Here is a 20,670-nt window from a genome sequence, read left to right as displayed (position 1 = left end):
CAGACACCAACAAGACCACCGGGACAATGCTGGACATCGCATCTGCGCTCCGTGTACATCTGGAGACAGTAGCGGCACAGTAGCGGCGCAGCACGACAGGGGGTTTGCGATGCTATTGAGCGAGCCGGACGCGGCGGGTGAAGGCAGTGGGCCATGAACGCGCCCCACGCGCCGAAAGTGGCTGGAATCGATCCTTCCCTCCCCTCGCCCACGCACACTTCCGACCCCGTCACACCGCCCCTGGCCGCGCCCAACTCCGGTGTCCAGGACCGGCTCGCGGGCTGGGTCTCAGACCTCACCACCCTTCATGAGCTGACCGAACGGCTGGTCCGGACCGACACCCTCGACGAGGCGCTGCGCGAACTGCTGCGCGCCGGCGCGTCCCTGGTCGGCGCCCGGCGCGGACTGGTGGCGCTCGAACCGGCAGACGGGCTCGGCCCGGTCATCACCGTGGGGCTCGGTCTCGGCCACGCCGACCTCGGCCAGATCGAGACCATCCCGCGCGGCTCCGCCTCCGCGGGACACCTCCTGGACGGGCTGCCCGAGCCGGACGACGAGGGGCGCGCCGGGCTGCCCGAGCCGGCGGGCGGGCGGCGCGCCGATGTGACCCACCCCGATATCGCCGGTGAGGCCGACCTCGACCCGCGCCACCGCGAGGTGGCCGCGCGGCTCGGCTTCGCCGCGAGCTACGCCGTACCGCTGGACCCGTTCCGCGCCACCCCGCGCACCACGCCCGGCCTTTCCGCCATCCCCCCGTCCGCCCCCGGGGCGGACGGCTCCGGCGGCGGCACCGGCTCCCCCGCGGGCGCGGTCGACCACCCGGCCCCCGGCACCCCCGGCGTCCCCGGAACGACGAGCGTCACCGACGCCCCGCCCGTCCCCGGCACCGGCCACGGGCGCGATACGGCACCGGCCGCCGCGCCTTCGTCCGGCCTTACGGCCGCCATGGGCGCCGATGGCCCCTCCGGGCGGCTCGGCGGAGCCGCCTGGCTCTACGACGAGCCCGCCGAGCCCGCGGAGCGCCAGCGCCATCTCGTGGGCCTGTACTGCCAGTACGCCGCCGCCCATATCGCCCGGCTGATCGAGCTCTCCCGCGCCCGCGCCGCCGTCGCGACCGTCCACGAAGAGCTGCTGCCCACCCGGCTGCCCCGCGTCCCCGGGGTGCGCCTGGCCGTCCGCCATCACCCCGGCCCGCACGGCGGCGGGGACTGGTACGACGCGCTGCCGCTGCCGGACGGGGCGCTCGGGCTCTCGGTGGGCGGGGTCTCCGGCTCCGGGCCGAGCGCCGTGGTCGCCATGGGGCGGCTGCGGGCCTCACTGCGGGCGTACGCGGTGATGGAGGGCGAGGACCCGGTGGCCGTGCTGTCCGACCTGGAGCTGCTGCTGCGGCTCACCGAGCCCGCCCGCTCCGCGACCGCCCTCTTCGCCTACTGCGAGCCAGGGACGCGCAAAGTGGTGCTGGCCGGGGCCGGGCACTGCCCGCCGCTGCTCACCGGGGAGCGGCGCACCGAGTTCGTGGAGACCACCCTGTCCGCGCCGCTGGGGATGCTCTCGTGCTGGGAGGCGCCCAGCGTGGAGGTCGCGCCGTCCTCCGGGGAGACCCTCCTCTTCTACAGCGACGGGCTGCTCCACCGCACCGGGGAGCCGATGGACCGGGCGTTCGCCCGGTTGCACACGGCCGCGTCGAGCGCTCCCAAGGGCGTCCGCGGCGACCCGGACGCCTTCGCCGACCACGTGCTCCGTACGGTGCTCCCCGACGGTCCGGCGGCCTCCGCGGGGCGGCCCTCGGAGGACGGCGCCGAAGACCTCGTCCTGCTCGTGGCGCACTTCGACTGACGTGCGGCCCGCGTCGGCCGGACTGACACATGGCCCCCTTACGGTCGCGGCTCGAGCACGGCCACGCCCCCGCCGGAGCCGTGGTCGCCCGGGGCCTCGTGCCCTTCGCGCCATCAGGCCCCGCACATACGATGGGTGGGGTCCAGTTCGAGGAGGAAGACGTGACCGAGGAGCCCACTTCCGAAGCCCCGGAGACCCCGGAAGGCGAGGAGCCCATCAAGCAGCGGAAGAACGGCCTGTACCCAGGCGTTTCCGACGAGCTCGCCGCGAGCATGAAGTCCGGCTGGGCGGACACCGAGCAGCACGACCTGGAGCCCATCGCACAGGCTCCGCACACCGCCCGCCGCCGCGCCGCGCTCTCCGCGCGCTTCCCCGGCGACCGCCTGGTGATCCCCGCGGGGAATCTCCGCACGCGCTCCAACGACACGGACTACGGCTTCCGCGCCTCGACCGAGTACGCGTACCTCACCGGCGACCAGACCGAGGACGGTGTGCTGGTGCTGGAGCCCGAGGCGGGCGGCGGCCACACCGCGACGGTGTATCTGCTGCCGCGCTCCGACCGGGAGAACGGCGAGTTCTGGCTGGACGGCCAGGGCGAGCTGTGGGTCGGCCGCCGGTTCAGCCTTACGGAGGCCGAGAAGCGGCTGGGCCTGCCCGCCAGGGACGTCCGCAAGCTGGCCGACGAGCTCAGGGACGCCACCGGCCCCGTCCGTATCGTGCGCGGTCACGACGCCGGTCTTGAGGCCGCCCTGACCGACAAGGTCACCGGTGAGCGCGACGAGGAGCTGCGGGTATTCCTCAGCGAGCAGCGCCTGGTCAAGGACGAGTTCGAGGTCGAGCAGCTGCAGGCGGCCGTCGACTCGACGGTCCGCGGCTTCGAGGACGTCGTCAAGGTTCTGGACAAGGCGCGGGCGACGTCGGAGCGCTACATCGAAGGAACGTTCTTCCTCCGGGCCCGGGTCGAGGGCAACGACGTCGGCTACGGCACCATCGCCGCCGCGGGCCCGCACGCCACCACCCTGCACTGGGTGCGCAACGACGGCCCGGTACGCTCCGGCGATCTGCTCCTGCTGGACGCGGGCGTGGAGACCACCACCCTCTACACCGCCGATGTGACCCGCACCCTGCCCGTGAACGGCACCTACAGCCCGCTGCAGCGCAAGGTCTACGAGGCGGTCTACGAGGCCCAGGAGGCGGGCATCGCCGCGGTCCGGCCGGGGGCGAAGTACCGCGACTTCCACGACGCCGCCCAGCACGTCCTCGCCACCAAGCTCGTGGAGTGGGGCCTGGTCGAGGGCCCGGTCGAGCGGGTGCTCGAGCTGGGGCTACAGCGCCGCTGGACGCTGCACGGCACCGGCCACATGCTCGGCCTGGACGTCCACGACTGCGCCGCGGCCCGCACCGAGACCTATGTGGACGGCACCCTGGAGCCCGGTATGTGCCTGACGGTCGAGCCGGGGCTGTACTTCCAGCCCGATGACCTGACCGTGCCGGAGGAGTACCGGGGCATCGGCGTACGGATCGAGGACGACATCCTGGTGACGGAGGACGGCAACCGCGTGCTGTCGGCCGCGCTGCCGCGGACCGCCGATGACGTCGAGGCGTGGATGGCCCGCCTCACCGGCTGAGGGGGGCCGCACAGCGGCGGCCCACCGCCCGATCGTGCGGTGGCCCGGGCCCGTGGGGAGCGGCGGCGCCGCTCCCCACGGGCCGCTCTGCCGCCGTCTCTTCCGTCGTCGCCTTCGTCGTGGCAATCGGTATCGGTATCGCTATCGGTGTCGCTGTCGGTGTCGTCACGGGAATGAAATCCGGCCGCTAAGCGACCCTCTGTAGAGTGCGATTCCATGGCGGATTCACGGGTCAATTCGGCACGGATCCTCGGCAGTGACCTCCATCTGGAGCTGACCCGCGCGGGCAGCCGCAGGACCGCCCTGATGGCCGCTCTCCGGGAGGCCATCCGCGACGGGCGGCTCGCCCCGGACACCCGGCTGCCGCCTTACCGTTCCCTCGCCGCCGACCTGGGCATCGCCCGGAACACCGTCGCCGACGCCTATGCCGAGCTGATCACCGAGGGCTGGCTCACCGCCCGCCAGGGCTCCGGGACCCGGGTGGCGCCCCGCCCCGCCTCGCCCCCGCCCCGGCGCCGCGCGCCCGGCCCGGAGCGCGGCGGGCCCCCGACCGGGGCGACCGGTGGCCGCCGCGGGCCCCGGCCCGCCCCGTACCCAGTGCACAACCTGCTCCCGGGCCAGCCCGACGCCGCCTCCTTCCCCCGCACCGCCTGGCTCGCCTCGGCCCGCCGCGCCCTGACCGCCGCACCCCACGAGGCGTTCGGCCCCGGCGATCCGCGCGGGCGCCCGGAGCTGCGCCGTGCCCTGGCCGACTACCTGGCCCGCGTCCGCGGCGTACGCACCGACCCCGGGCGGATCGTCGTCTGCGCGGGCTTCGCGCACGCCGTACGGCTGCTCAGCGACACCCGGCTGCTGCGGCCCCGGATGGCCGTCGAGTCCTACGGCCCCGCCTTCCACCGCTCGCTGCTGAGATCCGCCGGAATCCGTACGGTCCCGCTTCCCCTGGACGCCGATGGCGCCCTCACGGAGGGACTGGCGGACCTCGACGGCGTACGGGCGGCCCTGCTCACCCCCGCCCACCAGTTCCCGACCGGCGGTCCGCTGCGCCCCGGGCGGCGGGCCGCGGCCGTCGCCTGGGCGCGGGAGAGCGGCGGCCTGGTGCTGGAGGACGACTACGACGGGGAGTTCCGCTACGACCGCCGTCCGGTGGGCGCCGTCCAGGGCCTCGACCCCGACCGGGTGCTCTACCTCGGCTCGGTCAGCGAAAGCCTCTCCCCGGCGCTGCGGCTGGGCTGGATGGTGCTGCCCGACCATCTGGTCGACGGCCTGCTGGCCGCCAAGGGGGAGCACGAGGGCTGGACCGGCGTCCTCGACCAGCTGACCCTCGCGGACTTCATCGAATCGGGCGGCTACGACCGCCATGTGCGCCGCATGCGCCAGCACTACGGCCGTCGGCGGGACCGGCTCGTCGCCGCCCTCGCCGAACACGCGCCCCATGTCCGCGTCGCGGGGATCGCGGCCGGTCTGCACGCGGTGCTGGAGCTGCCGCCCGGCACCGAGCGCTCCGCCCTGCGCGCCGCCGCCCGCCAGCGGCTGGCGCTCGACGGCCTCGGCGGCTACCGCCACCCGGACGCCACCACACCCCATCGCGACGGGCTCGTGGTGGGCTACGCGGCCCCGCCCGAGCACTCGTTCACCGAGGCGCTGGACGCGCTGTGCCGCGCCCTGCCGCCCGGACGGACGGCCACCTGAGGTGCCCGCACAGGGCGCCGCACAGACGGTCACCTGACGTCCCGGCGCGTGCCTGTACGTTGCGGCGGCTGTCTGACGTTCCGGCGGATCTCGGCGTAGGGGCGGTTATGACGCCCTGAGCAGCGCCCCTTCACGCCACTTGAGGATCTTGTCGAAGCTCACCACCACCCCGCCGCGACCCGGACGGTCGCGGTAGCGGACATGGTCGGTAAGGGCCTCGATGAGAAAGAGCCCCCGTCCGTGCTCCGCCTGTGGCGGGGCCGGACCGCGCGGCTGCTGTGGTCTCGGCGCGCCCGCCGGACGCCGCTCGCTGCGGGTGCGGGCCTCGCGGCGGACGGTGCCGCGTCCGGCGAAGCCGGGACCGGAGTCGGTGACCTCGATGCGGCAGGTGTCGCCGTCGATGTAGGCCGTGACCCGGTAATCCCCGCCCGCGCCGTCGCGGCCCCCGTGCTCCACCGCGTTCGCACACGCCTCGGAGAGGGCGACCGACAGATCGTAGGAGATCTCCGGATCCACTCCGGCCGTCTCCATGGTGCCGAGGAGCAGTCGTCGTGCGAGCGGAACGCTCGCCGCCTCGCGGGGCAAATGGAGTGACCACCAGATGCTCATGCTCCAGCCTCCCGGCCGCGGCTCGACATACCGTTACGTATTGCCTGGGTCCATGGTCCGTAAGCGTGTTATCGACGTGACTCCGCTCATTCAGCGGACGCGCTCGATGCGCGAACCGGTGTATGGGCCTGTCCTGGTGTGCGCCGGTACGCCCCACCCGCCGTAGGGAACGCGTCCACGCGGTGGGATGATGGCGCGGCCATGGCTTCCCCTGTCGCCCGTGCCGGCGCCGATCTGCGAATGCTGCGGGCCGCGGTGTTCACCGCGGTCTGCGTCGTGCTGTCCGCGGCGGGGCATGTGCTGGGCTCCTGCGCCACCGTGCCGCTGTGGACGCTGGGCGTGGGCTGCGCGGCGATGTTCACGGTGGCGCTGTCGCTGGCCGGGCGGGAGCGGTCGCTGCCCGGGATCGCGGCGCTGCTGGCCGTCGGGCAGCTGGCGCTGCACGCGCTCTTCGCGTTCGGGCAGGGCCGGGCCGCGGCGGCCGGGGAGGCCGCCCACCGGGCCGACGCCGCCCAGGGTCACGTGATCGGCCTGGCCGCCAGGCTGCTGTGCGCGTCGGGCCCCGGACGGCCCGACGCCGCGACGGCCCACCGGATCGTCGCCCACGCGGGCATCGACCCGTCCGCCGCACACGGCGGCGTGCACACCATGCCGTCGTCCACCGCCCCCGCGGGGCAGGCGGCCGGGATGGAGGGCCTGCTGCCGTCGCTGCCCATGACCCTGGGCCATCTGCTCGCCGCGCTGGCCATCGGCTGGCTGCTGCGCCGGGGCGAGATGGCCGTATGGCGGGCGGTGCGGCTGTCGGTGGACGGCGCCCGCGGGGTCGCGGAGGCCGCGCTCGTACGGGCGCTGCGCACCGCCCTGAGGCTCGTACGGGTACTTCTGGCCCCTTCGCAGGCGCCTTACGGCGGGCCGTGCCGTCCGCGCACGGCCGAGCGGGACGAGGGCGGGTCGACGGCCCTGGTCCTCCAGCACAGCGTGATCAGGCGGGGACCGCCGGTGTGCGACCTCGCGGCCTGACCGACGCGACGCTCCTCCAGCGGGACCGGAGGGCGGCCGCGACGTCGCCGCACGCGCGCCCACCCATCTGATCATTCCTGTTCCTGGAGTGTTGACATGAACGCCATGCGTCTCCGCCGTCTGCCGGTCCTCGGATGCCTCACCGCGGGCGGCCTGGTGCTGCTCACCGCGGGCCCGGCCTTCGCGCACGTGAGCGTGCAGCCCGGTCAGGCCGAGAAGGGCGGCTACAGCACCATCAACTTCAAGGTGCCCAACGAGCGTGACGACTCCTCCACCGTCAAGCTCGAGGTGACCCTCCCCGCCGACCACCCGCTCGCCTCGGTGATGCCCCAGCCGGTGCCCGGCTGGGACGTCAAGGTCACCAAGTCCAAGCTCCCCAAGCCCATCCAGATGCACGGCGAGAAGGTGACCGAGGCGGTCACCAAGGTCACCTGGACCGGCGGCAAGATCGAGCCGGGGATGTTCCAGCAGTTCCCGGTGTCGGTCGGCCAGCTGCCCGAGGACGCCGACCAGCTCGCCTTCAAGGCCCTCCAGACGTACGACAACAAGGAGGTCGTGCGCTGGATCGAGGAGCCCAAGGAGGGCGCCGCCGAGCCCGAGAACCCGGCTCCGGTGCTCAAGCTGGTCGCCCCGGCCGAGGGCGCGGACGGCGCCGCCGCGGCGTCCGGCCAGAACAAGGACTCGGAGAAGGCCGGAGCGGAGAATTCCGCCGCCAAGGACGCCTCGGAGGACGCCTCGGACGACGAGGGCGGCAGCGACACCACGGCCCGGGTGCTGGGCATCGCGGGCATCGTCATCGGGGCCGCCGGTGTCGTCTTCGGCGTAGTCGCCAGCCGCCGCCGCTCCGCCTGACCGCCGACCACACGACCGGATGCGCGCGACCGCCGGTGACCACGGGTCCTGAAACGACCGCGTGATCCCGGTGGGGGCGGCGGGCCCCGTGCCCGCCGCCCCGCGCGCCACCGATCCACCCCCCTCTTGGGAGAACAGCTCCATGCGCACCAAAATCCTGGCCACCGCGCTCGTCACCGCCGCCGCGCTCACCCTCAGCGCCTGCGGCGGCTCGGACGACGGGGGCAAGGGCGACAACGCCGCCGCCGAGGTCAAGGGCGGCCAGAAGTCCGGGCGGGCCATCGTCCTCGACCGGGCGAAGGCCAAGCCGGACCTCGTCCTCACCGACACCGACGGCGAGAAGTACGACCTGCTGAAGGAGACCAAAGGCCGCCCCACGCTGCTCTTCTTCGGCTACACCCACTGCCCCGACGTCTGCCCGCTGACCATGAGCAACGTCGGCATCGCCGTGAAGAAGCTCCCCAAGGCCGAGCGGGAGAAGCTGCGGGTCGTCTTCGTCAGCACCGACCCCGCCCGGGACACCCCGAAGCGGATGCGCTCCTGGCTGGACGCCCAGGGCGGCACCGACTTCGTCGGCCTGACCGGCGACTTCGACACCATCGAGGCCGCCGCGCGCCCGCTGGGCATCTACATCGAGAAGCCGAAGAAGGAGAAGGACGGCAGCATCACCGTCAGCCACGGCGCCGAGGTGATCGGCTTCTCACCCAAGGACGGCAAGGGCCACTGGATCTACACGACGGAGGCCACGGCGGATCGTTACGCCAAGGATCTGCCGAAGATCATCGAGGGGCGGAACCCATGAGGGCGGCCCGTCCCGGCATCCGTGAGGTGGCCGGTCCTGGTCTCCGTAAGACGACCGGCCCCGGCAGCCGTAACGCGACCGGTCCTGGCGTCCGTAAGGCGGCCGCCGTGGTCCTCGCCGTCGGCCTGTCCGCCGCTCTCGCCGCCTGCGGGAGCGACGACGGCGGCAGCGGGAACGGCGGGGACCACGCGGGCCACAAGGGCGCCCCGAAGCTGTCCGTGAGCGGTGCCTATGTTTCGCAGCCGCCCATGGACGACATGGCGGCGGGCTATCTGACCGTACGGAACGCCGGTGGCGGCGCCGACGAGCTGACGTCCGTCACCACCCCGCTCGCCTCCGAGGTCACCCTGCACACCACCAAGGGCACCCGGATGAAGCAGGTGAGCTCGCTCGATGTCCCGGCCGACGGCCGGCTCGAGCTGACCAGCGGCGGAGATCATCTGATGCTGACAAACCTCACCCACCGGCCGAAGGTCGGTGAGAAGGTCAGCTTCACCCTGCACTTCGCCACCTCCGACCCCATCGAGATCAAAGTCCCGGTCGAGCCGACGACGTACCGCCCCAAGGACTGACGCCCCGATGCCCTCGCTGACCTCCCTGGCCCCCGCCGGACCCACCGCGACTCCCACCCGGACCACCGCGACCGCCCGGCGGCTGACGGCGATCTGCGGCACCCTGCTGGCCGCGCTGCTGTGCGCGCTGAGCGTGGGCGCGAGCTCCGCGTCGGCGCATGCCGCGCTCACCTCGACCGACCCCGCCGACGGCTCGGTGGTGAAGACCGCCCCCAGGGAGGTCACGCTGAACTTCTCGGAGGGCGTGCTGCTCTCCGGCGACTCGGTGCGCGTGCTCGACCCCAAGGGCAAGCGCGTGGACACCGGGAAGACCGCCCATGTCGGCGGCAAGTCGTCGACCGCCGCCGCCGGGCTGCACTCCGGACTGCCGGACGGCACCTACACCGTGGCGTGGAAGGCGGTCTCGGAGGACAGCCACCCGGTGAGCGGCGCGTTCACCTTCTCCATCGGCGCCCCCTCCAAGACCACGGCGAAGGTGCCCACGGGCGAGGCGTCCGACGCCACCGTCGGCACGCTCTACGGGATCGGCCGGTACGCCGCCTACGGCGGTTTCGCGGCGCTCGTGGGCGGCTGTGTGTTCGCCGGGCTCTGCCGGTCCTCACGCCCGGTGCGGAAGATCGCGGTGGGCGGCTGGGTGACGGTCTTCACCTCCAGCCTGCTGCTGTTGCTGCTGCGCGGGCCGTATACCGACGGGGAGGGGATCGGCGGGATCCTCGACCTCGGCAGGCTGGGCGATGTGCTGTCCACCAAGCCGGGCGCGGCGCTGCTGTCGCGGCTGCTGCTGCTCGGCGCGGCGGCGGTCTTCCTGGCCGTCCTCTTCGGCTCGTACACCCGGCGCACCGGGGAGGGGGAGGCGGACGCGCGGCGCCGCCAGGACCTCGCCTTCGGGCTCGGCTTCGGCGGCACGGTGATGGCGGTGGGCCTCGCCGCGACCTGGGCGATGGCCGAGCACGCCTCGGTGGGCCTGCAGCGGCAGCTGGCCATGCCGGTGGACGTGATCCATCTGATCGCGGTCGGGGTCTGGCTGGGCGGTCTGGCCTCGCTCGCGGTGACGCTCCGGGCGGGCGAGCCGATCGAGCGGGCCGCCGTGCGCCGCTTCTCACGGCTGGCCTTCGGCTCGGTCGTCGCCCTGGTGGTCACCGGGCTGTACCAGTCGTGGCGGCAGGTGGGCTCCTGGGGCGCGCTGAGCGATACCGAGTACGGGCGATGGCTGCTGGTCAAGGTGGGTCTGATGGCGGTGCTCGTGGGCATCGCCGCCGTCTCGCGGCGCTGGACCGGGCGCCTTACGGAGACCGCGGAGACCGCGGAGGCGGCCGGGGGCGAGGCGGACGCGGAGGTCGGTGCGGACGCGGAGAGAGGGAAGGCCGAGGCGGCGGAGGGTGATGCCGAGGCCGATGTCGTGGCCACGGCCGGGGGCAAGGCGGCGGTGACCGCCGCGCGGCCGGTGCGTACCGGTGCGGCCGACGCGGTGGTCGACACTCCCGACGCCGCCCCTGCGGATGCTCCTGCCGACACGTCCGCCGACGCCCCTGCCGACGCCGTAACCGAATCCGGTGACGGAACCGAGTCCGGCGACGGAACCGGCCGCGACTCCCGTACCGGCGCCGCCGACGACGATCCCGTGCGCGCCGCCCAGCTCGCCCGGCAGCGGGCCGCCAAGGACAAGACCGCCACCCTGCGGGAGCGCGACGCCGACCGCGAGCGCAGCGGGCTGCGCCGGTCGGTGATCGCCGAGACCATCGTGGCCGTCGTGCTGCTCGCGGTGGCCACCGTGCTCAGCGGCACCCAGCCGGGCCGGGCCGAGACCGAGCAGGCCAGCGCCCGGGCCGCGAAGCCCGGCGGGCAGCTGAACGTCGACCCGGTGAGCGTGCTGATCCCCTACGACACGGGTCCCAAAAGCGGCCGCGGCAAGGCCGTGGTGATGATCGACCCTGCCCTGCCGGGTGACAACACGCTGCACGTCTTCACCACCGACCTGGCCGACCGCCCCGTGGACGTGCCCGAGGTCAAGCTGTCGCTGACGCTCAAGGGCAAGGGGATCGGACCGCTGCGCATCCCGCTCGAGCGCCTCTCGACCGGGCACTGGAGCGCCAAGACCGTCCAGCTCCCGATGGCGGGCACCTGGCAGCTCTCCCTGACCGTACGAACCTCCGACATCGACCAGGTGACGGAGACCAGGAACGTGAAAGTCGCTCAATGACCACAGAGCAAGCACCCTCGTCGACCACAGCGCAACCACCCCCGTCCGGCATCTCCCGGCGGCGCCTGCTGGGCTCGGCGGGCGCCGCCGGAGCGGCCGGGCTGGTCGCCGGCGGAGCCGCCGGAGCCTACGCGTCCGAGGCGGCGCGGGAGGCGCCCGCGCCCCTCAGCTCGCTGGGCGCGACCGCCGTGCCCTTCCACGGCAGGCGCCAGGCGGGCATCACCACCCCCCTCCAGGCCCACGGCCATCTGCTCGCCTTCGACCTGGCGCCCGGTGCGAACCGTAAGGCGGCCGCCGCACTGCTGCGCCGCTGGTCGCGGACGGCAAAGGAGCTGATGGCGGGCGAGGCCCCGCCGGATGACACCGGGATCGCGCTCGACGCCGGTCCCTCGTCCCTTACGGTCACCTTCGGCTTCGGCCGGACCTTCTTCGGCAAGGCCGGGGTCGGGGACCAGCTGCCGGAGGCACTGGCCCCGCTCCCCGACTTCGTCTCGGACGCGCTCGACCCCAAGCGCAGCAACGGCGATCTGTGGATCCAGATCGCCGCCAATGACGCGCTGGTCGCCTTCCACGCGCTGCGCGCCCTGCAGCGCGACGCCGCGGACACGGCCCGGCCGCGCTGGCAGATGAACGGCTTCAACCGGTCCCCCGGCGCCACCGCCCGCCCCATGACCACCCGCAACCTCATGGGCCAGATCGACGGCACCAACAACCCCAAGCCCTCCGACGACGACTTCGAGCGGCGGATCTTCGTACCGGAGAGGGTCGAGCCCGCGTGGATGGCGGGCGGCTCCTACGCGGTCGTCCGGCGTGTCCGGATGCTGCTGGACTCCTGGGACCACCTCTCCCCGGAGCGGCAGGAGAAGGTGGTCGGCCGCCGCAAGTCGGACGGCGCCCCGCTGTCCGGCGGCACCGAGAGCACCCCCGTTCAGCTCGACAAGGTCGACGAGAACGGTGCGCTGGCCATCGCGGGCGCCGCCCACGTACGGGTCGCGGCGCCCGCGTCCAACCAGGGCGCCGCGATGCTGCGCAGGCCCTTCTCGTACCACGACGGCTTCCGCGACGACGGGGCGCCGGACGCCGGGCTGCTCTTCATCGCCTGGCAGGCGGACCCGATGAAGGGGTTCGTGCCGGTGCAGCGGAAGCTGGACCTGGGCGACGATCTGTCGCGGTTCCTGCGGCACGAGGCCAGCGCGCTGTTCGCGGTGCCTCCGGGCTGCGCTCCGGGGGAGTACGTGGGTCAGGCACTCTTGGAGGGATAGGAGACGGGGACGAGCCGCCCCCGGTCACCGCGGTCCCGGCCCTCGCGGCCCCTGGCCCCCACGGCCCCCGGCCCACCGCGTCCACGGACCGACCGGCCAGCCCGCGGGCCCCGCGGACGCGAGTATCGTGGCGGTCTCGTCTGATCACAGGGAGCGACCGTGATGTCGGCCAGCCGCTATGCCTACCTCGGCCCCGAGGGCACCTTCACCGAGGCCGCGCTGCGGTCGATGCCGGAGGCCGCCACCCGGGAGCTGGTGCCGATGGTCTCCGTGCCGGTGGCGCTCGACTCGGTGCGCTCCGGGGCCGCGGCGGCCGCCCTGGTGCCCATCGAGAACTCGGTCGAGGGCGGGGTCACCGCGACCCTGGACGAGCTCGCCACCGGCGAACCGCTGATGATCTACCGCGAGGTGCTGCTGTCGATCAGCTTCGCGCTGCTGGCGCGGCCGGGCACCGCGCTCGCGGACATCAAGACGGTGACCGGGCACCCGGTGGCCCAGCCCCAGGTGCGCAACTGGCTGGCGGCGAACCTCCCGGACGCCGTGTGGGAGTCGGCCGCCTCGAACGCGGACGGTGCGCGGCTGGTGCAGGAGGGGCGGTACGACGCGGCGTTCGCGGGCGAGTTCGCGGCGTCCAGATACGGTCTCGAGCCGCTGGTCACCGACGTCCACGACGCGCAGAACGCGATGACCCGCTTTGTGCTGGCCGGACGGCCCGCCCGGCCCGCCGCCAGGACGGGCGCGGACAAGACCTCCGTGGTGATCTGGCTCGGTGACGACCACCCGGGCGCGCTGCTGGAGCTGCTGCAGGAGTTCGCCGCGCGCGGGGTCAACCTGATGCGGATCGAGTCGCGCCCGACCGGCGAGGGCATCGGCCGCTACTGCTTCTCGGTGGACTGCGAGGGGCACATCACCGATCGGCGGGTGGGGTCGGCCCTGATGGGGCTGAAGCGGATCTGCCCGAAGGTGCGGTTCCTGGGCTCGTACCCCCGGGCGGGTGCGACGGCCGACGATGTGGCGCCGCTGCGGCACGGGACGTCGGACGAGGCGTTCACGGAGGCGGCGGAGTGGCTGGCCCGCTGCCAGGACGGCCGGGCCTGAGCCACGCTTGAGCAGTCGGACCTGCCCCCGGAGCCCGTCAACCGAATCGCTCGGAAAAGTTATCCACAGGCTGACGCCCCGCGCTGGGGATAAGTCGACATCCTCCATCGGACACAGTGGGCACATCGCAACTTTCCCCTCCTTCACCTCCGCTACGGAACATCACTCACCTGTCACCCCAATTCGCTCAACCAACTCTTTGGAGTGAGGGATTCCTCTCTTGTGGGGTGTGTGAACGCGGTTTGATAGGGGAATCCATCGCCGAGCATCTGGGCGGTCTTAATGATCACTGCGACATCCACAGATCTCACACACAGCCTGTGGATAACTTCGGGGATTGCCCCAGCACCTGTGGACAACCGAGCCCCAACTCACCCCGCGCACAAGGGAAAAGGGTCGACCCGGCGCCACCTCTTTGCCCCTTTTCGGGGAATGCGGAGGTATTCCTTGACGGTGGCCGTCACAGGAATTCCCCGGTTTACCCACAGCCCCAAAAGGGGGCAAAATGGGACGCAAAGGAATATCGCGTCGAGCGCCCGAGGTCACACCGGTAACCTGGGGGGGTGATTGACCTTCGCCTGCTCCGTGAGGACCCCGATCGTGTGCGCGCCTCCCAGCGCGCTCGTGGAGAGGACGTCGGCATCGTCGACGCGCTCCTGACCGCCGATGAGCGGCGGAGGTCCTCCAGTGTCCGCTTCGACGAACTGCGCGCCGAGCAGAAGGCGCTCGGCAAGCTCATCCCCAAGGCCTCCGGTGACGAGAAGGCCGAGCTGCTGAAGAAGGCGGGCGAGCTCTCCGCCGCCGTCAAGGCGGCCGACGCCGAGCAGGACGTGGCCGCCGAGGAGACCCAGCGGCTCCTGCTCCAGCTGGGCAATCTGGTCCACCCCGAGGTCCCGGTCGGCGGTGAGGACGACTTCTCCGTCCTGGAGACCGTCGGCACCCCGCGCGACTTCGAGGCCGAGGGCTTCGCGCCCAAGGACCACCTGGAGCTCGGCGAGCTGCTCGGCGCGATCGACACCGAGCGCGGCGCCAAGGTCTCAGGCTCCCGCTTCTACTACCTGACCGGCGTCGGCGCCCTGCTGGAGTTCGCGCTGGTGAACGCGGCGATGGCGCAGGCCACCGCGGCGGGCTTCACCCCGGTGCTCACCCCGGCGCTGGTCAAGCCGAAGGCCATGGAGGGCACCGGCTTCCTCGGCCAGGCCGCCGAGGACGTCTACCACCTTGACAAGGACGACCTGTTCCTGGTCGGCACCTCCGAAGTGCCGCTGGCCGCGTACCACATGGACGAGATCCTGGAGGCGGACCAGCTGCCGCGGCGCTACGCCGGGTTCTCCTCCTGCTTCCGCCGCGAGGCCGGGTCGTACGGCAAGGACACCCGGGGGATCTTCCGGGTGCACCAGTTCGACAAGGTCGAGATGTTCGTCTACACGACGCCGGAGGAGGCCGAGGCCGAGCACCAGCGGCTGCTGGAGTGGGAGAAGCAGTGGCTGACCTCGCTGGAGCTGCCGTTCCGGGTGGTCGATCTGGCCTCGGGTGACCTGGGCTCGTCGGCCACGCGGAAGTTCGACTGCGAGGCGTGGATCCCGACCCAGGGCAAGTACCGCGAGCTGACCTCGACCTCCAACACCACCGAGTTCCAGTCGCGGCGGCTGTCGATCCGGATGCGCGAGGGCAAGCGGGTCCGTCCGCTGGCCACGCTCAACGGCACACTGTGCGCGATCACCCGGACCATCGTCGCGCTCCTCGAGAACCACCAGCGCTCCGATGGCTCGGTGCGGGTGCCCGAGGCGCTGCGGCCGTTCCTCGGCGGGCGCGAGGTCCTGGAACCGGTCACCCGGTGAGCGGCGGCGTCCCTCCGTACCGCCTGGTCGCGACCGATCTCGACGGGACGCTGCTGCGCCCCGACCACACCGTCTCGGCGCGGACCCGTGACGCGCTCGCCGCGGCCACCGCGACGGGCGCCGCGCACATCGTGGTCACCGGGCGGACCGTCCCGGTGGCCCGGCACATACTCGACGACCTCGGCTACCAGGGGCTCGCGGTGTGCGGCCAGGGCGCACAGCTCTACCACGCGGGTGAGCACCGGCTGCTGACCTCCGTCACACTGGACCGCCAGGTGGCGCAGCTGGCGCTGGAGAAGATCGAGGCGGAGGTCGGCCCGCTGTTCCTGGCCGCGGCCCGCGACGGGCTGGACGGCGAGGTGCTGTTCGGCGAGGGGTACCGGATGGACCACGAGGGGATGTCCCTGGTGCCGTTCACGGAGTCGGCCGAGATGTGGTCGCGGCCCGTCAGCAAGCTCTACATCCAGCACGCGGAGCTGGGCGACGACGCGCTCGCGGACGCCGCGCGGACGGCCGCCGGCGGGCTGGTCGGGGTGACGATGGCAGGCACCGGGCTGGTGGAGCTGCTGCCGCTGGGCCTGACGAAGGCCACGGGTCTGTCGTTGGCCGCGCGGCGGCTGGGGATGGCCGCGGAGGACGCGATCGCCTTCGGCGACATGCCCAATGACATCCCGATGTTCGGCTGGGCGAAGCACGCGGTCGCGATGGCGAACGCGCACCGGGACCTCAAGGCCGTCGCCGACGAGATCACCGCGTCCAACGCGGAGGACGGCATCGCCGTGGTGCTGGAGCGGCTCTTCCCGGCGGCGGCGAGCGGGTGAAACGGCCGGATGCCGGTGCGGCCGCCTCGGCGGACCGCCCGGCATCCGGGCTCGGCATCCGGGCCCCGCGTCAGCCGAGGACCTTGACCGCCTGGTAGTACGTCCAGGCCGTGCCGTCGCACGACGTCTTGGTGGCACCGCTGTAGGCGCTGCACACCCGCTTCAGGTCCTCGTAGAAGGCGCTGTCGATGCGCGCCTTGTTGGCGTCGAAGATGCCCATCGCCTTGTGGTTGCGGTAGCCGAAGTCATGCCGGGCGCAGGCGGTCTGGAAGGGGAAGCCGAACGGGTTGTCGGGGGAGCTGCTGCAGTAGTCGGTGGACCAGTCGAACTCGTAGGAGGCCCAGGCTCCCTGGTTGTTCCGGGCCGCGAGCCAGGTGTTGTAGCTGCTGGCGCTGGTCTGCGTCCAGCTGGCGAGGACCTGCGGCTTGTCCGCGGGGACCGCCTGGGCGGGTGCGGCCAGGGCGACGGTGGCGGCCGTGGTGACTGCGGCGGCGGCGAGGCTCGTGACGAGGCGGCGCATTCGGGTTCCCTCCGTTTTTTCACTTCTGACGCCCCCTCAATCGCTTGTGACGGAACGGAGGGGACGGCGCGGTGTGATTCGGCGCACGCCAAGAGTTCGCCAGGTCCCTGACAACCGTCAAGATCTACATCGACGTAGAGATGAACAGAGTTCAACCACCGGAGTTTCGGAGATTCCTCCAACTATGCCTGCGGAACGGGCCGTTCAGGAGGCGCGCCAGGGCGCCCTGGACGACGGGGTGAGCAGCGGCCCCGGGCCCTTGACCCGGCGGAGGATCGGGGAGGTCTCGATGTCCCGCACGGAGGTCAGCTCGGCGATACGGGTGGTCAGATAGGTGTAGAGGGCCGGGACATCGGCGCAGACCACGGTCGCCAGTAGATTCTTCGTTCCGGTGGTCGCACATGCGAACGCCACCTCGGGGTGGTTCGCGAGCGTCTGACCGGTGGCGGCGAGCTCCGACGGCCGGACCGACAGCCATATCGCGGTGGTGACGCCCTGGCTGAACAGCCGGTGGGAGTAGTCGACGTCGAAGTACAGGGTGCCGTCGGCGCGCAGATTGGCCAGCCGGCGGCGCACCGTCGACTGCGACCAGCCGGTGGCGGCGACCAGCTGGGCCAGCGGCGCCCGGCCGTCCCGCGCGAGGACGTCCAGCAGTTTGCGGTCCCCGGCGCTCATGGGTCCGCGCGGGCCCTTCGGGCGGTCGCGCTTCGGCTGGTCGCCGTTCGACTGGCGCCCCTTCGGCTGGTCCTTCGGCTGATCCCTCTTCGGCCGGTCCTGGCCGGGCGGGCGCAGCCGCGCGATCTGCTCGGCCGTCAGCGCGTCGGACTTGTTGACCAGGCTCTGTTCCCCGCCGAAGTACTCATGCAGCACACAGTGCGCGCTCACCCCCACCACCCGTGGCGTCTGCGGAAGTTTGCGCAGCAGCAGGGCATCGCTGTCCTGCCCGGACGCCACCCGCGTCGACGCGGCGACCTCGGTGCCGTCGGAGAGCACATGCACCCAGGAGGTGTCGGTCCGTCGGGCCAGCGCCTCGGCCACCGGCAGGGCCGCGTCCGGCAGGCAGCGCACCCGCACCATCCAGACCACGTCGCCGACCGCCGCCGGGTCGGTGAGCCCCAGCACCCGCAGCGCTCCGGTCGTCCGCAGCCGGGTGTAGCGGCGGGCCACGGTCTGGTCGGAGACGCCCAGCACCTCGGCGAGCCGGCTGAAGGGGGCCCGCCCGTCGAGCTGGAGGGCGTGCACCAGCGCCCGGTCCAGGTCGTCGTACGCGTCGGATTCCACCGCACCACGCTAGCGGGCGTCGGATAGCGCCACCGGGGGCGGGGTGGCTGGAGGGGGCGGCCCGGTCGGGGCGACCGTGAGAGCCGCGGGAACCGCCCTCGGGGCCGGCCCCGCCTCCCCTTGTCGGAATGTGCCGGATCCCGGAGTCAGTCATGCGCAGATCATGGTGGCCGCTCGCCGCCATCACCCTCGGCAACTTCATGCTGTTGATAGACGTCACGATCGTGAACACCGCGCTGCCCCAGGTGGCACGGGGGCTCGACGCGTCCTTCACCTCCCTGCAGTGGGTGATGGACATCTACGCGCTGGCGCTGGCCGCGCTGCTGATGGTGGCCGGATCGGCGGCGGACCTCTTCGGACGGCGACGGCTGTACCTGGTGGGCCTCGCGGTGTTCGCGCTCTCCTCCCTGGTCTGCGGGCTGGCACCGGATGCCGGGGTGTTGATCGCGGCCCGCGCCGTGCAGGGGGTGGGGGCCGCGGCCATGTTCGCCACCAACACCCCGCTGCTGATGGCGACGTACTCCGGACGCGACCGCGGTATCGCCTTCGGCGTGTGGGGCGGTACGAGCGGGGCGGCCGCGGCGGTCGGCCCGGTGCTGGGCGGGGTGCTCACCGAGTACGTCGACTGGCGCGCGATCTTCCTGGTCAACCTGCCGCTGACGGCGATCGCGGTGTGGATCACGGTCCGCTCCATCGAGGAGTCGCGCGGCGCGGCGGGGGTGCGCATCGACTGGCCGGGCGCCGCCACGTTCACGGTGTGCGCCGGGGCGCTGACGTACGGGCTGATGCGCGGCGGCGAGGAGGGCTGGGCCGACACCGGCACGGTCACCGCGCTGGTGGCGGCCGTGATCGCGCTGCTCGCCTTCGTCCTGCTGGAGCGCGGCAGGCGGCAGCCGCTGCTGGACCTGGGGCTGATGCGCCGCCCGACGTTCGCGGTACTGATGGCGGCGGCGCTGCTGCTCCAGGCGGCGGCCTTCCCGTACCTCACCTACGCCGGGCTGTGGCTGCAGTCGGTGCTGGACATGAGCCCGGTGCGGGCGGGGCTCGCGGTGACGCCGATGGCGGGCGTCTCGCTGGTCGTCGGCGCGGTGGGCGGACGGCTGCTGGACCGGGTCGCCCCCGGGCGGGCGCTCGGCGGCGGGCTGCTGCTGGTGGGCGCGGGCGCGCTGGTCAACGCGGCGATGGTGACCCCGGACGCGGACTGGACCGCCTTCGTCCCCGGCCTGGCCCTGGCCGGTCTGGGGATCGGCCTGGCCATGCCGGTACTGGTCTCGGCCGCCCTCGGCTCGGCCCCGCCGGAGCGGGCGGGCATGGCCAGCGGCGCGGTGAACACCTTCCGGCAGCTGGGCTACGCGCTGGGGATCGCCGTCCTGGGCACGGTGTTCGCGACGCGGGTGCGGGACGTGGTGGACGGCGGCGACACCGTTCCGGCCCGGGCGGCCGGGCGGGCCGCCGAGGCCATCAGCGGCGGCCACGCCGACGCCGTGATCGCCGCCGCGCCCCCGTCCCGGGCGGACGCGGCGCGCACCCTGGTCCACGAGTCGTTCGCGGCCGGTCTCGACCGCATCTGCGTCATCGCGGGCATCGCGGCCCTGGCGGCGGGCCTCCTGGTCCTCGCCGTCGTCCGCGGCGGCCCCGGCGGCACACCCCCGAAACCAACCCCCGAGAAGTCCCCACCGGAGCCGGTCCACGCCTGAGCAACGACCGACGCGACACGAGTCGGCACCACGAGGGGCGGGCGCCGTTGGGCGCCCGCCCCTCGTGACACACATGGTCGCGGAGTACTTCGAGGTTGGTGCTGCGGACCGGGGACGCCCACACCTCGGCGCGGCTGCCCGGTATGGCGCAGACCTGGGGCGGACCGCTGGGCGGCCCCCGGTCCTCACCCCGCGCCGGTGGTCACTCCTCCCCCGCGAGGGTCAGCGTGCGCAGCTTGCGGCCCGCGTACCAGGTCGCGGCCACGGTCACGGCCAGCAGCAGGATGACGCCGGTCGCCAGGCCGACGTCCGACGTGATCACGTCGCCGTCCGCGACCTTCTGCGCGAGCGCCAGTGCCCACTGCTGCACGCTGAGCTTGCGGGCCCCGGCGACCAGGCTGCCGAAGAAGGTCTCCCAGACCAGGGCGTAGACCAGCCCCGCGATCACCGCGTGCCGGGTCACGGTGCCCAGCAGCAGGAAGACCGCGCTGTAGGCGACGGAGGCCACGGCGGCGGCGACGGCGTAGCCGACGGCCAGCTGATTCGCGTTGCCGTTCAGCACGAAGCCCGCGAGCAGGGTGGGGATCGCGGAGAAGGCGACCGTGACGCCGATCGCCACGATCAGCTTGGTGACGATGATCGTCGGCCGCTTCACCGGCTTGGCCAGCAGATAGATGACCGAGCCGTCGTCGATCTCCGGGCCGATCGCACCCGTACCGGCGATCACGCCGATCAGCGGAACCATGGTGGCCATCGCGAAGCCGCCGAGGATCGCGTCGGCCGTGTCGTCGTCCGCTCCGGTCAGCAGCCGTACGGCCAGCGAGATGATCAGCAGCAATCCGGGGAGGGTGAAGAGGATCAGCGCACGGCGGCGGCCGAGCAGGGCCCGGTAGGTGAGCCGCGCGACGGTGGGGTGGTAGAGCGAGGACATCGCTGTGG

Annotated in this window: 17 protein-coding genes; 13 read left to right on the top strand and 4 right to left on the bottom strand. The window is 72.9% G+C overall.

What is annotated here, in order from left to right:
* Nucleotides 1–153 precede the first annotated feature (153 nt).
* From VT50_RS16605 to pdxR, 3 genes are all read left to right on the top strand, one after another.
* Nucleotides 154–1,836 (top strand): PP2C family protein-serine/threonine phosphatase, encoded by a 1,683-nt coding sequence (locus tag VT50_RS16605; RefSeq protein ID WP_053048509.1) that lies wholly within the window; start codon nt 154–156, stop codon nt 1,834–1,836.
* 131 nt (nt 1,837–1,967) lie between these two features.
* A complete protein-coding gene (locus VT50_RS16600) occupies nt 1,968–3,464 on the top strand; it encodes an aminopeptidase P family protein (RefSeq protein ID WP_046085493.1) in 1,497 nt (498 codons plus the stop codon).
* Between the two features lie 216 nt (nt 3,465–3,680).
* The gene (gene pdxR / locus VT50_RS16595; protein ID WP_046085492.1) at nt 3,681–5,156 is read left to right on the top strand and encodes a MocR-like pyridoxine biosynthesis transcription factor PdxR; all 1,476 of its coding nucleotides are present in this window, start codon (nt 3,681–3,683) and stop codon (nt 5,154–5,156) included.
* Between the two features lie 105 nt (nt 5,157–5,261).
* Here pdxR and VT50_RS16590 read toward each other — a convergent pair whose 3' ends face one another.
* Complete coding sequence (locus tag VT50_RS16590; protein ID WP_046085491.1) at nt 5,262–5,765, bottom strand: ATP-binding protein; 504 nt, start codon at nt 5,763–5,765, stop codon at nt 5,262–5,264.
* A 201-nt stretch (nt 5,766–5,966) separates the two neighbouring features.
* Between VT50_RS16590 and VT50_RS16585 the strand changes: the two genes are divergently transcribed.
* From VT50_RS16585 to VT50_RS16545, 9 genes are all read left to right on the top strand, one after another.
* Nucleotides 5,967–6,785, top strand: a complete 819-nt coding sequence (locus VT50_RS16585; protein WP_046085490.1) for a hypothetical protein — start codon at nt 5,967–5,969, stop codon at nt 6,783–6,785.
* A 96-nt stretch (nt 6,786–6,881) separates the two neighbouring features.
* On the top strand, nt 6,882–7,637 hold the full coding sequence (locus tag VT50_RS16580; protein WP_420822197.1) for a YcnI family copper-binding membrane protein: 756 nt from the start codon (nt 6,882–6,884) through the stop codon (nt 7,635–7,637).
* A 142-nt stretch (nt 7,638–7,779) separates the two neighbouring features.
* The gene (locus tag VT50_RS16575; RefSeq protein ID WP_046085489.1) at nt 7,780–8,439 is read left to right on the top strand and encodes an SCO family protein; all 660 of its coding nucleotides are present in this window, start codon (nt 7,780–7,782) and stop codon (nt 8,437–8,439) included.
* Entirely contained in the window at nt 8,436–9,011 is a 576-nt protein-coding gene (locus VT50_RS16570) for a copper chaperone PCu(A)C (protein ID WP_078840652.1), read from the top strand. The genes VT50_RS16575 and VT50_RS16570 overlap by 4 nt, the downstream gene beginning before the upstream one ends.
* A 7-nt stretch (nt 9,012–9,018) precedes the next feature.
* Entirely contained in the window at nt 9,019–11,211 is a 2,193-nt protein-coding gene (locus VT50_RS16565; RefSeq protein ID WP_078840651.1) for a copper resistance CopC/CopD family protein, read from the top strand.
* Nucleotides 11,208–12,473: an iron uptake transporter deferrochelatase/peroxidase subunit gene (efeB, locus tag VT50_RS16560; protein WP_046085488.1), complete on the top strand. Its 1,266-nt coding sequence runs from the start codon at nt 11,208–11,210 to the stop codon at nt 12,471–12,473. The genes VT50_RS16565 and efeB overlap by 4 nt, the downstream gene beginning before the upstream one ends.
* Before the next feature lie 162 nt (nt 12,474–12,635).
* Nucleotides 12,636–13,571, top strand: a complete 936-nt coding sequence (gene pheA / locus VT50_RS16555; protein ID WP_046085487.1) for a prephenate dehydratase — start codon at nt 12,636–12,638, stop codon at nt 13,569–13,571.
* Nucleotides 13,572–14,134: 563 nt separating this feature from the next.
* On the top strand, nt 14,135–15,412 hold the full coding sequence (serS, locus tag VT50_RS16550; protein WP_046085486.1) for a serine--tRNA ligase: 1,278 nt from the start codon (nt 14,135–14,137) through the stop codon (nt 15,410–15,412).
* A complete protein-coding gene (locus tag VT50_RS16545; RefSeq protein ID WP_046085485.1) occupies nt 15,409–16,233 on the top strand; it encodes an HAD family hydrolase in 825 nt (274 codons plus the stop codon). Before serS ends, VT50_RS16545 begins: the two co-directional genes overlap by 4 nt.
* A gap of 70 nt (nt 16,234–16,303) precedes the next feature.
* On the opposite strand, the gene VT50_RS16540 is transcribed toward VT50_RS16545, so the two are convergent.
* Together VT50_RS16540 and VT50_RS16535 are read right to left on the bottom strand one after the other, a co-directional pair.
* Nucleotides 16,304–16,753 carry a phospholipase gene (locus tag VT50_RS16540; RefSeq protein ID WP_046085484.1) on the bottom strand — a complete coding sequence of 150 codons (450 nt, stop codon included), beginning with the start codon at nt 16,751–16,753 and terminating at the stop codon, nt 16,304–16,306.
* 204 nt (nt 16,754–16,957) lie between these two features.
* A complete protein-coding gene (locus VT50_RS16535) occupies nt 16,958–18,034 on the bottom strand; it encodes an Lrp/AsnC family transcriptional regulator (RefSeq protein WP_046085483.1) in 1,077 nt (358 codons plus the stop codon).
* Nucleotides 18,035–18,186: 152 nt separating this feature from the next.
* On the opposite strand from VT50_RS16535, the gene VT50_RS16530 reads away from it, so the two are divergent.
* Nucleotides 18,187–19,731 carry an MFS transporter gene (locus VT50_RS16530; protein ID WP_046085482.1) on the top strand — a complete coding sequence of 515 codons (1,545 nt, stop codon included), beginning with the start codon at nt 18,187–18,189 and terminating at the stop codon, nt 19,729–19,731.
* Between the two features lie 202 nt (nt 19,732–19,933).
* On the opposite strand, the gene VT50_RS16525 is transcribed toward VT50_RS16530, so the two are convergent.
* Nucleotides 19,934–20,662 carry an ABC transporter permease subunit gene (locus tag VT50_RS16525; RefSeq protein ID WP_046085481.1) on the bottom strand — a complete coding sequence of 243 codons (729 nt, stop codon included), beginning with the start codon at nt 20,660–20,662 and terminating at the stop codon, nt 19,934–19,936.
* Nucleotides 20,663–20,670: the final 8 nt, after the last annotated feature.

It is taken from the genome of Streptomyces antioxidans (assembly GCF_000968685.2).
Taxonomy (GTDB): domain Bacteria; phylum Actinomycetota; class Actinomycetes; order Streptomycetales; family Streptomycetaceae; genus Streptomyces; species Streptomyces antioxidans.
This window is presented reverse-complemented; position numbering and strand designations above follow the sequence as displayed.

Bases quoted from the DNA above. Each gene is read 5' to 3' on its own strand.
- VT50_RS16585 (WP_046085490.1), top strand. From the start codon at position 5,967: ATGGCTTCCCCTGTCGCCCGTGCCGGCGCCGATCTGCGAATGCTGCGG.
- pheA (WP_046085487.1), top strand. From the start codon at position 12,636: ATGTCGGCCAGCCGCTATGCCTACCTCGGCCCCGAGGGCACCTTCACC.
- VT50_RS16525 (WP_046085481.1), bottom strand. From the start codon at position 20,662: ATGTCCTCGCTCTACCACCCCACCGTCGCGCGGCTCACCTACCGGGCC.
- VT50_RS16565 (WP_078840651.1), top strand. From the start codon at position 9,019: ATGCCCTCGCTGACCTCCCTGGCCCCCGCCGGACCCACCGCGACTCCC.
- VT50_RS16590 (WP_046085491.1), bottom strand. From the start codon at position 5,765: ATGAGCATCTGGTGGTCACTCCATTTGCCCCGCGAGGCGGCGAGCGTT.
- efeB (WP_046085488.1), top strand. From the start codon at position 11,208: ATGACCACAGAGCAAGCACCCTCGTCGACCACAGCGCAACCACCCCCG.
- pdxR (WP_046085492.1), top strand. From the start codon at position 3,681: ATGGCGGATTCACGGGTCAATTCGGCACGGATCCTCGGCAGTGACCTC.
- VT50_RS16575 (WP_046085489.1), top strand. From the start codon at position 7,780: ATGCGCACCAAAATCCTGGCCACCGCGCTCGTCACCGCCGCCGCGCTC.
- VT50_RS16530 (WP_046085482.1), top strand. From the start codon at position 18,187: ATGCGCAGATCATGGTGGCCGCTCGCCGCCATCACCCTCGGCAACTTC.
- VT50_RS16600 (WP_046085493.1), top strand. From the start codon at position 1,968: ATGGGTGGGGTCCAGTTCGAGGAGGAAGACGTGACCGAGGAGCCCACT.
- VT50_RS16570 (WP_078840652.1), top strand. From the start codon at position 8,436: ATGAGGGCGGCCCGTCCCGGCATCCGTGAGGTGGCCGGTCCTGGTCTC.
- VT50_RS16605 (WP_053048509.1), top strand. From the start codon at position 154: ATGAACGCGCCCCACGCGCCGAAAGTGGCTGGAATCGATCCTTCCCTC.
- VT50_RS16580 (WP_420822197.1), top strand. From the start codon at position 6,882: ATGAACGCCATGCGTCTCCGCCGTCTGCCGGTCCTCGGATGCCTCACC.
- VT50_RS16540 (WP_046085484.1), bottom strand. From the start codon at position 16,753: ATGCGCCGCCTCGTCACGAGCCTCGCCGCCGCCGCAGTCACCACGGCC.